Here is a 13,080-nt window from a genome sequence, read left to right on the forward strand (position 1 = left end):
GGGGCTGTGCTCACGTGTCCACTGACGAGAAGACGCTGACGTATCTCAAGCGGCTCACCACCGACCTCCGCGAGACCCGCCAGCGGCTGCGTGAAGTGGAAGCGAAGGACCATGAGCCGATCGCGATCGTGGGCATGGGCTGCCGCTACCCCGGGGGTGTGACGTCTCCCGAGGCGCTGTGGGACCTGGTCGACACTGACGGGGACGGGATCACGGGCTTCCCGACCGACCGTGGCTGGGATCTTGAGGCCCTGTTCGACCCGGACCCGGACCGTGCGGGTACGTCCTACGTGCGTGAGGGCGGGTTCCTGCATGACGCGGCGGAGTTCGACGCCGAGTTGTTCGGGATCTCGCCGCGTGAGGCGCTCGCGATGGATCCGCAGCAGCGGCTGCTGCTGGAGACGTCGTGGGAGGCGCTGGAGCGGGCGGGCATCGACCCGCTCTCGCTGCGCGGCTCGCGCACCGGTGTGTTCGCCGGGTTGATGTACCACGACTACGCGTCACGGCTGCCCTCCGTACCGGAGGAAGTCGAAGGCCTGCTCGGAAACGGCAACGCGGGCAGTGTCTTCTCCGGCCGGATCTCGTACGTGTTCGGGTTCGAGGGGCCGGCGGTGACGGTGGACACGGCGTGTTCGTCGTCGCTGGTCTCGCTGCACTGGGCCGTCCAGGCCCTGCGGTCCGGCGAGTGCGACGCGGCTCTGGCGGGTGGCGTCACCGTGATGGCGATCCCGACAACCTTTACTGAGTTCTCGCGTCAGCGGGGTCTGGCGGCGGACGGTCGGTGCAAATCGTTCGCGGACGGGGCGGATGGTACGGGCTGGTCCGAGGGTGCCGGTGTGCTGGTGCTGGAGCGGTTGTCGGATGCGCGGCGGCTGGGGCACAACGTGCTTGCGGTGGTGCGTGGTTCGGCGGTGAACCAGGATGGCGCGTCGAACGGTCTGACGGCGCCGAACGGTCCTTCGCAGCAGCGCGTGATCCGCCAGGCGCTGGACGCCGCCCGGCTGTCCGCCTCCGAGGTCGATGTGGTGGAGGCGCACGGTACGGGTACGAAGTTGGGCGACCCGATCGAGGCGCAGGCGCTGCTGGCGACATACGGGCAGGCGCGTTCGGCCGACGATCCGTTGTGGCTGGGTTCGGTGAAGTCGAACATCGGTCATACCCAGGCGGCGGCGGGTGTTGCCGGGTTGATCAAGATGGTGCTGGCGTTGGGTGCTGAGCGGCTGCCTCGGACGCTGCATGTGGATGAGCCGTCGGGTCAGGTGGACTGGTCGGCGGGTGCCGTGCGGCTGTTGCGGGAGTCGCGTGCGTGGTCGAAGGGGGAGCGTCCGCGTCGTGCGGGTGTCTCGTCGTTCGGGATCAGCGGCACCAACGCCCACGTCATCATCGAAGAAGCTCCCGCGCCTGAGGCCGCTGCGCCGGCGCCCGACTCCGAGCAAGATCCCGAGACCTCGCACACAGCCGAAGCTCCCGCCGAACGGCCTGTGGGGGAGCCGCCGGTGGTGCCGTGGGTGTTGTCGGGTCGGAGTGCTGGGGCGGTGCGGGCGCAGGCTGGTCGTCTGGCGGAGTTTGTTGCTGGGAGGGACCAGCTCTCCGGTGGTGATGTTGGTTTTTCGTTGGTGACGTCGCGTGCGCTGCTTGATCATCGTGCGGTGGTGCTGGGTGGGGATTCGGCGGCGTTGCGTGCGGGCGTCGCGGCGGTGGCTGAGGGTGATGGCTCCGTGGTCTCCGGTGTGGTCGCGGAGGGCCGTACAGGCTGGATGTTCACGGGGCAGGGCAGCCAGCGGCTGGGTATGGGCCGTGAGTTGTATGTGAGCTATCCGGTGTTCGCGCGGGTGGTGGATGAGGTCTGCGGTTTCCTGGACGCCGAGTTGGTGGGTCGGCCGGGCTTCGGGGTTTCTGTCCGTGAGGTGTTGTTCGCTGCGGAGGGTTCGGACGCGGCGGCGCTGCTCGATCAGACCGGGTATGCGCAGTCTGCGTTGTTCGCGGTCCAGGTCGCGTTGGTGGAGCTTCTCCGCTCCTGGGGCACTAGCCCCGATGTGGTGCTGGGTCATTCGATCGGTGAGTTCGCGGCTGCGTATGCGGCGGGTGTGTTTGATCTGGCTGATGGTGCGCGGTTGGTGGCGGGTCGTGCGCGGTTGATGCAGGCGCTGCCCGAGGGTGGTGCGATGGCGGCGATCGAGGCGTCCGAGGCCGAGGTCGCGGAGATCCTGGGTGGGCTGTCGGACGGTGCGCGGATCGCGGTCGCTGCGGTCAACGGGCCGACGGCTGTGGTGGTTTCGGGTGACGAGGAGGCGGTTGAGCGGGTCATGTCGGTGGCCCGTGCCGACGGTCGTCGCGTGTCCCGGCTGCGGGTGAGCCATGGGTTCCATTCGCCGTTGATGGAGCCGATGCTGGCGGAGTTCGGGCAGATCGCGGCGAGCATCGACTACCGGCAGCCCATCACTCCAGCGGTCAGTACCGTCAGCGGCGAGTTGGTGACCGAGGAGGACTGGGCGACCCCCGACTACTGGGTGCGGCAGATTCGTCGACCCGTCCGTTTCCACGATGCACTTGAGACGGCCACGGGCGTACAGGGCGTGGTCCGGCTATTGGAGATCGGGCCGGACCCGGTGCTGGCCGCGTTGGCTCAGTCTGCCTCGGAGGACGTGACGGCAGCGGCTGTTCTGCGTAAGGGGCGGTCCGAGGCGGAGGCGGTTCTGTCGGCGGTCGCGGAGATGTTCGTACGTGGTGCGGAGGTGGACTGGGCGGCGGTGTTCGCGGGAGCGGGTGCCGTGCGGGTGGATCTGCCGACGTATGCCTTCCAGCGTCAGAGGTACTGGCTGGACGCTCCGCGCGGAGTCACCGACGTCGACGGCCTGGGCCTTGGAGCGGCGAACCATCCGTTGCTGGGTGCGGCGGTGACGGTCGCGGGTTCGGGCGCGGTGTTGTTGACGTCGCGGTTGTCGGTGGGGTCGCATCCGTGGCTGGGCGATCATGTGGTGGCGGGTTCGGTGTTGGTGCCGGGCACGGTGTTTGTGGAGTTGGCGGTGCAGGCGGGGGACCGGGTCGGTTGTGACCGGGTCGAGGAGTTGACGCTCCAGGCGCCGTTGGTGCTGCCGGAGCAGGGCGCGGTGCAGGTCCAGATAGGCATCGACACGGCCGAAGAGACGGGCGACGAGCGGCGCACGCTGAAGGTGTACTCGCGCCCGCAGCACGCCGAGGCTGATGACCCGTGGACTCTGCATGCCACCGGAACCCTGACCTCCGGCGCGGTCGTCGCCGACTGGGATTTGGCTGTGTGGCCGCCCGTTGGCGCAGAGTCGGTTTCGGTGGACGGCCTGTATGAGCGGCTTGCCGATGGCGGTCTGGTGTACGGTCCGGCGTTCCGTGGTCTGCGTGAGGTGTGGCGGCAGGGCGCGGACTATTACGTCGAGGCTGCCCTGCCGGAGTCGTTGTCCGGTGACGCGGCCGGTTTTGGTCTGCATCCGGCGCTGCTGGACTCCGTACTGCATGCGCTGGGACTTGGCGACTCGGACGACGAAGGCGCGATGCTGCCGTTCCTGTGGTCGGGTGTATCGCTGTCGGCGGTAGGCGCGGCTGCGGTACGGGTGCGGCTGTCCACGCGGTCTGCGGGCGAGGTCTCCTTGCGTGTTGCTGATGGTGTGGGTGTGCCGGTGGCTGAGGTGGAGTCGTTGGTGCTGCGGTCGGTGTCGACGGCGGATCTGGCTGCGGCGAATTCTCCGACCCGGGACAGTCTTTTCCGTCTCGACTGGGTTCCCGCACCGGAGTCCCGTGAGCGCGTGGAGCCGGGTGTGTGGGCGGTGCTCGGCGAGAGCGTGCCGGATCTGGGTGTTCCGGCGACGGATTACGCCGATCTGGCCGCGTTGACCGCTGCTCTCGATGCGGGTGCTGACGTGCCGGACACGGTTCTGCTTCCTCTGGATGCCGCCGAGGGGGAGGTGGTTGAGGTGGTGTCTGGTGTGTTGGCTGTGGTGCGGGGCTGGTTGGCTGAGCCGCGTTTTTCTGGTGCGCGGTTGGTGGTGGTGACGTCCGGTGCGGTGGATGTGGTCTCTGAGGGTGCCGCTTCGGGTGTGCTGGACCTGGGTGGCGCGGGTGTGTGGGGGTTGGTGCGTTCGGCGCTGAGTGAGAGTCCTGGCCGGTTCGTTCTTGCTGATGTCGATGGCGGGGATGGGTCTTGGCGGGTGTTGGCCGGGTGTCTGTCCGGTGGTGTGGGTGAGGGCCAGTTCGCTGTTCGTGGTGGTGGGGTGTGGTTGCCGCGGATGGTGCGGATGGGTTCGGGTGGGGTGTTGGTGCCTCCGGTGGGTGTGGGTTCGGCCTGGCGGATGGATGTGGTGGGCAAGGGGCGGCTGGACGGCGTCGCCCTGGTGCCTGAGGAGCCCCGGCGGTTGGGTCCTGGTCAGGTGCGGGTCGGGGTGCGGGCGGCTGGGGTCAATTTCCGTGATGTGCTGAGTGTGCTGGGGATGTATCCGGGTGATGCCGGGCGCTTGGGGCATGAGGGTGCGGGTGTGATCGTGGAGGTTGGTCCGGGGGTTGCGGGCTGGTCTGTGGGTGACCGGGTGATGGGTCTGCTGGATGGTGGGTTCGGTCCGGCGGCGGTGGCGGATGCGCGGATGCTGGCGCGTGTTCCGGAGGGTTGGTCGTTCGAGCAGGCGGCGTCGGTGCCGATCGTGTTCCTGACGGCGTACTACTCGCTGGTTGACCTGGCCGGTCTGGAGGGCGGTGAGTCGGTCCTCATCCACGCTGCTGCCGGTGGCGTCGGGATGGCGGCCGTGCAGCTCGCCCAGCATCTGGGTGCGGAGGTATTTGCCACCGCGAGCCAGGCCAAGTGGCCGACTGTGCGCGAACTCGGTATCGGCGCCGAGCGCATTGCCTCTTCCCGCACAACCGACTTCGAGGAGATTTTCTCGCGGGCCACGGACGGGGCCGGGGTCGATGTCGTACTGGACTGTCTGGCGGGTGAGTTCGTCGATGCGTCGTTGCGGCTGGTGAAGCCGGGTGGCCGGTTCGTGGAGATGGGCAAGACCGACATCCGTGATGCGGATGAGGTGGCCGCCGATTACGCGGGTGTGGTCTACCGGGCGTTCGATGTGATGGATGCGGGTCCGGAGCGTATCGGTGAGATGCTGGCGGCGTTGCTGGAGCTGTTCGAGGGCGGTGTGCTGCGTCCGGTTCCGGTGACGGCGTGGGATCTTGCGCGGGCGCCGGAGGCGTTGCGGTTCCTGGGCCAGGCCAAGCATGTCGGGAAGGTCGTACTCACTGTTCCGGGGCCGTGGCGTGAGGCCGGTACGGTGCTGGTCACGGGTGGTACGGGTGGTCTGGGTGCGGTCGTGGCCCGTCATCTGGTCACCGAACACGGAATACGGGACCTGCTGCTGCTCTCCCGCCGTGGCCCAGGAGCGCCCGGCGCGACCGACCTCGAACGAGAACTGACCGATCTGGGGGCGCGGGTCACGATCGCCGCCTGTGACGTCAGCGACCGTACGGCCCTGGCGGGTGTCCTCGATACGATTCCGGATGACGCCCCACTGTCAGGTGTGGTGCATACGGCCGGTGTCCTGGACGACGGTCTGATCGCGGATCTGACGCCGGAGCGGCTGGCTCGCGTGCTGGCGGCCAAGACCGACTCGGCTCTGCACCTGCACGAACTCACCGCGTCCCACGACCTCGACGCGTTCGTCCTCTTCTCCTCGTTCGCGGGTGTGGTGGGGAATGCAGGGCAGTCGGCTTACGCGGCTGCCAACTCGGTCCTGGACGCCCTCGCCGTGTCCCGTCGGGCGCAGGGCTTGCCGGGTGTGTCGCTGGCGTGGGGCATGTGGGAGAACTCCGCCGGCATGGGCGGCACCCTCAACGAAACCGACCTCAACCGGATGCGACAGCAAGGCTTCCCGGCGCTGACCACAGACCACGGGCTGACGCTCCTGGATACCGCCCTGCGGATCAACGAACCGCTGGCCGTGCCGGTCGCCCTGCGCACCTCGGCGCTCGCCGCCGCGCGCGACGGCCTGCCCGCCGTCCTGCACACGCTCGTCCCCACGGCCTCGCGGCGCCGGACCGCCGGACAGGTCCCCGCCGCAGACGGTGGTGAACTGGCCGGTCGGCTCCAAGGGCTCCCCGGCGCGGAGCAGATCCGGCTGCTGCTCGACCTCGTACAGACCCACGTTGCCGGTGTGCTCGGGCATGCCTCGGGCGCGGCGATCGACGCCGCGCGGGCGTTCAAGGACCTCGGCTTCGACTCGCTCACCGCCGTCGACCTGCGGAACCGACTCACCGCCGCGACCGCCCTGCAGCTGCCCGCGACCCTCATTTTCGACCACCCGAACCCTGCCGCGCTGGCGGACTACCTGCGTACGCGGCTCCTCGGCGTGGCGGTGGAGCAGGCCGCCCCGCTGGTACGGAGGACGGCGGTGGCCCAGGACGGCGACCCTGTCGTCATCGTCGGCATGGGCTGCCGCTACCCGGGCGGCGCGACATCCCCCGAGGCGCTGTGGGACCTGGTCGACTCGGCACGGGACGGTTTCGTCCCGCTGCCCACCGACCGTGGCTGGAACGACGGGGCACTCGCTGACGTGACCGGCGCCGGTGGCGGCGGATTCGTACCGGACGTGGCGCGGTTCGACGCGGAGCTGTTCGGAATCTCGCCGCGTGAGGCGCTCGCGATGGATCCGCAGCAGCGGCTGCTGCTGGAGACGTCGTGGGAGGCGCTGGAGCGCGCCGCGATCGACCCCTCCTCGCTGCGTGGCTCCTCCACCGGCGTGTTCGCCGGTGTGTCGGCGAACGGGTACGGCGGCGACATGCACGAGCCGGAAGGCGGTACGGAGGGCTACCTGCTGACCGGCAGCACCCCGAGTGTCGCCTCGGGCCGGCTCGCATACACCCTCGGCCTGGAGGGCCCGGCGGTTTCGGTGGACACCGCCTGCTCGTCCGCGCTGGTCGCGTTGCACCTCGCCGCGCAGGCGCTGCGGTCGGGCGAATGCGACCTGGCTCTGGCAGGGGGCGCGACCGTGATGGCCACGCCCGGCATCTTCCTGGAGTTCGCCCGGCAGGGCGGGCTGGCCGCCGACGGGCGATGCAAGTCCTTCGCGGAGGACGCGGACGGTACGGGCTGGGCCGAGGGCGCCGGAGTTCTCGTACTCGAACGCCTCTCGGACGCACGGCGGTTGGGGCACAACGTGCTGGCGGTCGTACGGGGCAGCGCGGTCAATCAGGACGGTGCGTCGAACGGTCTGACGGCGCCGAACGGCCCCTCGCAGCAGCGCGTGATCCGTCAGGCCCTGGCCAACGCGCACCTGACGACAGCCGATGTGGACGCCGTGGAGGCGCACGGCACCGGTACGAAGCTCGGCGACCCGATCGAGGCACAGGCGCTCCTCGCCACCTACGGTCAGGACCGCGACGGAGCCGGTCCGCTGTGGCTGGGTTCGGTGAAGTCGAACATCGGGCACAGCCAGGCCGCCGCCGGCGCTGCCGGGCTGATCAAAATGGTGATGGCACTGGGCGAGCAGCGGCTGCCCAAAACCCTTTACGCTGAAGAGCGTTCGTCGCATGTGGACTGGGCGACCGGTGCGGTCGAGCTGCTGACCGAGGCCCGGGAGTGGCCGCGTGGTGAGCGTCCGCGTCGTGCCGGTGTCTCGTCGTTCGGGATCAGTGGCACGAACGCGCACGTGATCATCGAGGAAGCTCCCGAGACCGTCCCGGCCGTGGCCGAGGACCGGCCCACGACCGAGCTGCCGACCGTGCCGTGGGTGCTTTCCGGTCGGACCGAAGAGGCTCTGCGCGCGCAGGCCGGCCGGCTGGCTGCCTTCGTCGACGGGCAGGATGCCGACCCGGCCGACATCGGGCTCTCCCTCTCGGCCACACGCGCGGTGCTCGACCATCGAGCCGTCGTACTCGGTTCCGGCCAAGAGGCCCTGCGCGCTGGGGTGAATGCCCTGGCCGACGCCGACCCGACCGTGGTGTCCGGTGTGGCGACCGAGGGGCGTACGGGCTGGATGTTCACCGGTCAGGGCAGCCAGCGTCTCGCGATGGGGCGTGAGCTGTACGAGCGATTCCCCTTGTTCGCCGAGACGTTGGACCACGCCTGCTCCTACTTGGACGCCGCGCTCGCGGGACGGCCGGGCTTCGAGATCCCGGTGCGGGAGGTGTTGTTCGCTGCGGAGGGTTCGGACGCGGCGGCGCTGCTCGACCAGACCGGGTACGCGCAGTCGGCGTTGTTCGCGGTCCAGGTGGCGTTGGTGGAACTGCTCCGTTCCTGGGGCACGGGTCCGGATGTGGTGCTCGGTCATTCGATCGGTGAGTTCGCTGCCGCCTATACGGCCGGTGTGTTCGACCTCGCGGACGCGGCTCGGTTGGTGGCGGGTCGTGCGCGGTTGATGCAGGCACTGCCTACCGGGGGTGCGATGGCGGCGATCGAGGCTTCCGAGGCCGAGGTCGCGGAGCTGCTGGCCGGGCTGTCGGACGGCGTGCGGATCGCGGTCGCGGTGGTGAACGGACCTGCGGCTGTGGTGGTTTCGGGTGATGAGGACGCGGTCGAGCGCGTGATGGCACTCGCGCGTGAGCAGGACCGTCGAGTGTCCCGGCTGCGGGTCAGCCATGCGTTCCACTCTCCTCTGATGGAGCCGATGCTGGCGGAGTTCGAGCAGATCGCTGCGAGCGTCGACTACCGGCAGCCGACGCTGGCGGCCGACAGTTCGGTCACCGGCAGGCCGCTCGCCGATGGTGACTGGACGACCGCCGCCTACTGGGTCCGTCAGGTCAGGCAGCCGGTCCGGTTCCATGACGCCCTGAGTTCCGCCATCGGTGAGCAGGCGGTGACCCGGCTGCTCGAAATCGGTCCGGACCCGGTGCTGGCCTCGCTCGCGGGATCCGGCGCCGACACGGCGGTCGCCGTGCTGCGCAAGGGCCTGCCCGAGGCCGAGACCCTGCTGACCGGGGTGGCGGAGCTGTTCGTACGCGGTACCAAGGTCGACTGGGCAGCGGTGTTCGCGGGGACGGGTGCCGTGCGGGTGGATCTGCCGACGTACGCGTTCCAGCGGCAGCGGTTCTGGTTGCGTTCGGGACGTTCGGTGAGTGATCTCGGTGGCTTGGGGCTGGGCGCTGCTGGTCATCCGTTGTTGGGTGCGGCGGTGTCGGTGGCGGGTTCGGACGCGGTGTTGTTGACGTCGAGGTTGTCGGTGGGGTCGCATCCGTGGTTGGGCGATCATGTGGTGGCCGGTTCGGTGCTGGTGCCGGGTACGGCGTTCGTGGAACTGGCCGTCCGGGCCGGGGACCACGTGGGGTGTGGCCGGGTCGAGGATCTGACGCTGCTGGCGCCGTTGGTTCTTCCGCGCGGCGGCGCGGTCAGTGTGCAGGTCAGCGTCGATGAGCCGGAGCCCGATACGGAGGGGCGGCGTGCGTTGCGCGTCTACTCCCGGCCGCAGGACGCCCATGCCGATGCTGACGCCGATGCCGGTCGGTCGTGGACGCTGCATGCCACCGGAAGTCTCGTACCGCAACAGTCCGTTGTCGCCGACTGGGACCTGTCGGTCTGGCCGCCTGCCGGTGCCGAAGCTCTTCCGCTGGACGGTCTGTACGAGCGGCTGACGGAGGCCGGGCTGACCTACGGCCCCGCGTTCCAGGGCCTGCGGGGTGTATGGGCGCGGGACGGCGAGCTGTTCGTGGAGGCGGTGCTGCCCGAGGCGGCGGCCGAGGATTCCTCCGCGTACGGCCTTCACCCGGCGCTGCTGGACAGCGTGTTGCACGCGCTCGGACTTCAGGACAACCAGGACGGCCAGGACAACCAGGACGGCCAGAACGACCAGGACGGCCAGAAGGGCCAGGACGGTCAGGACGACCGGTCGACCGAGGGCGCGATGCTGCCGTTCCTCTGGTCGGGCGCATCGCTGACCGCCGTGGGTGCTTCGGCGGTGCGGGCGCGTCTGTCGCCGCGAGGGACCGGCGAGTACGAGCTACGGGTGGCCGATGCCGGCGGCGCCCCGGTGGCCGAGGTCGATTCCCTGGTGCTGCGGCCCGTTTCCGCCGCCGACCTCGCCCAGGCCGGCTCGGCGAGCGCGAGCGCCGACAGCCTGTTCCGACTGGACTGGGTGCCCGCGCCTGTCCCGGACAAGGGGGGCGAGTCCGTCACGAGGGACGAGCAGGTCGAGCGCGGTCAATGGGCCGTGCTGACGGCGGATCCGCAGGTCGAGGACGCGTGGACCGCCGCGGATGTCGCGGTGACCGGCTACGCGGACCTGGGCGCTCTGATCGCCGCTCTGGACGAGGGGACCGCGCCCCCGCGCACGGTGGTGCTGCCGGTGACCTCGAAATCTGGTGATCTCCTTGGTGGGGTTACTGATGTGCTGGGCGTGATGCGGACGTGGCTGGCTGAGGAGCGTTTGGCCGACTCGCGGCTGGTGGTGTCGACCACCGGCGCGGTCGGGCTCAGTGCTGCCTCCGGCGCACTCCGAACCTCCGAATCACTCGCGGCACCCGGAGGAGCACCCCGAGTCTCCGAAGCCGCCGACCGGCGAGAGCCCGATCTCGCGGGTGCCGGTATATGGGGTCTCGTGCGGTCCGCGATCAGCGAGCACCCCGGCCGGTTCGCGCTGGCCGATCTGGACGGTGGGTCGGATTCCTACCGTGCTCTTGTGGCGTACGAGGCCGGATCCGGGGCCGCGTCCGGGGAGAGTCAGCTGGCGGTCCGTGACGGTCGGGTGTGGTTGCCGCGGATGGTGCGGATGTCCTCGGGCGGCGTGCTGGTTCCGCCGGCGAGTACGGCCGGCTCGTGGCGTATGGATGTGGTCGACCAGGGTCGGCTGGACGGTGTCGCCCTGCTGCCGGAGAGGCCCGCGCCCTTGGCGCCGGGGCAGGTCCGGGTCGGCGTGCGTGCCGCTGGAATCAACTTCCGCGATGTGCTGAACGTACTGGGCCGCTACCCGGGTGACGCGGGCCGGATGGGCCTGGAGGGTTCCGGTGTGATCCTCGAAGTCGGCCCGGGTGTGGCCGACTTGGCGGTGGGCGACCGGGTGATGGGCCTGTTGGACGGCGGGTTCGGTCCGGTGTCCGTGACGGATGCGCGGATGCTGGCGCGGATGCCGTCGGGGTGGTCGTTCGAGCAGGCGGCCTCGGTGCCGGTGGTGTTCCTGACGGCCTACTACGCGCTCGTTGACCTGGCGGGTCTGGAGCCGGGCGAGTCGGTGCTGGTCCATGCCGCCGCTGGTGGTGTGGGAATGGCGGCGGTGCAGCTGGCCGCGCATCTGGGCGCCGAGGTGTTCGCGACCGCGAGCCAGCCCAAGTGGCCGGTGGCGCGTGAGTACGGTGTGGCCGCCGACCGCATCGCGTCGTCCCGTACGACCGACTTCGAGGAGACGTTCTCCCGGGCGACGGATGGTGCCGGGGTGGATGTCGTACTGGACTCTCTGGTCGGTGAGTTCGTCGACGCGTCGTTGCGGTTGACGAAGCCGGGTGGCCGGTTCGTGGAGATGGGCAAGACGGACATCCGTGATGCGGGCGAGGTCGCCGCCGAGTACGGGGGTGTGGTCTACCGGGCGTTCGACATGGTGGAGGCGGGTCCGGAGCGTATCGGTGAGATGCTGGCGGCGCTGCTGGAGTTGTTCGAGCGGGGTGTGCTGCGTCCGATTCCGGTGACGTCGTGGGAGATCGCGCGGGCGCCGGAAGCACTGCGGTTCCTCGGACACGCGAGGCATATCGGCAAGGTGGTGCTGACGGTTCCGGCTCCGTGGCGGGAGCGTGGCACGGTCCTGATCACCGGTGGTACGGGTGGTCTGGGCGCGGTGGTGGCCCGTCATCTGGTCACCCGGCACGGTGTCCGGGACCTCATCCTGCTGTCTCGGCGCGGTCTTGAGGCTCCGGGGGCGGAGGACGTACGGCGCGAGTTGGTCGAGCTCGGTGCGCGGGTGACCGTCGCCGCGTGTGATGTCAGCGACCGTACGGCCTTGTCCGCTGTCCTCGATGCCGTGCCCGCTGACGTTCCGTTGACGGGTGTTGTGCACGCGGCCGGTGTGCTGGAGGACGGCCTGATCGCGGATCTGACTCCGGAGCGGTTGGCCGGTGTGCTGGCGGCCAAGGCCGAATCGGCGTTGCATCTGCATGAACTGACCGTGGACGACGACCTCGACATGTTCTTGCTCTTCTCCTCCATCGCGGGTGTGGTGGGCAACGCGGGTCAGTCGGCCTACGCGGCCGCCAACTCGGTGCTCGACGGACTTGCGTCCTTCCGCCGAGACCAGGGTCTGCCGGGTGTGTCGCTCGCCTGGGGGATGTGGGAGCAGGCGGAAGGGATGGGTGGTCGGCTCAGTGAGGCGGATGTGTCCCGTCTCAGCCGTCAGGGTTTCCCGCCGCTGTCGACGGATCACGCGCTCGAACTCCTCGACACCGCACTTCAGATCAACGAACCGGTCGCGCTGCCGATGGCACTGCGGACCAGCGCGCTCGCCGGCCGGCGGGACTCGCTGCCCAGTGTGCTGCGCGGCCTGGTCCCCGCCACCGAGCAGCGGCGCTCCGCAGGTCACACCGCGGCCACCGGCGACGGACAGCTGGCAGAACGGCTGAAGGAACTCTCGCCCGACGAGCGGGACCGGATGCTGCTCAATGTCGTACAGACCTCTGTCGCCACCGTACTCGGATACGCCTCACCCGGATCGATCGATCCGACACGGGCGTTCAAGGACCTCGGCTTCGACTCGCTCACCGCCGTAGACCTGCGCAATCGCCTCAACTCCGCCACCGCGCTCAACCTGACCGCGACCGTCGTATTCGACCATCCCACGGTCCTGGCACTGCGGGATCACATCAGGGCGGAGCTGATGCCGGAGGACGACGGCGGCGCGGGATTCCTGTTCGGAGAACTCGAAAAACTCCAGTCGATCCTGGCGGGCACTGTGCCCGCCGACGAGATGGTCCGTGCCGAAGTAGGCACCCGGCTGCAGAAACTGCTGGCCGTATGGGCGGACGGCGACGGAGGCTCGGAGACGAAGGCCGGCGCCGAGGAGATCGACGACGCGACCGACGACGAGCTGTTCTCACTTGTGGACGACAAGCCTTGGGCGATCTGAGCTCCGGCTCAGGCTTCGGCTCTATCTGAAG

Annotated in this window: 1 protein-coding gene; it reads left to right on the top strand. The window is 69.5% G+C overall.

Annotation, left to right across the window (positions count from 1 at the left end):
* The first annotated feature begins 14 nt into the window (after positions 1–14).
* Positions 15–13,049 carry an SDR family NAD(P)-dependent oxidoreductase gene (locus ACIQD6_RS07285; RefSeq protein WP_401879162.1) on the top strand — a complete coding sequence of 4,345 codons (13,035 nt, stop codon included), beginning with the start codon at positions 15–17 and terminating at the stop codon, positions 13,047–13,049.
* The last annotated feature ends 31 nt before the right edge of the window (positions 13,050–13,080 follow it).

It is taken from the genome of Streptomyces sp. NPDC088400, from assembly GCF_044753355.1.
GTDB lineage: Bacteria > Actinomycetota > Actinomycetes > Streptomycetales > Streptomycetaceae > Streptomyces.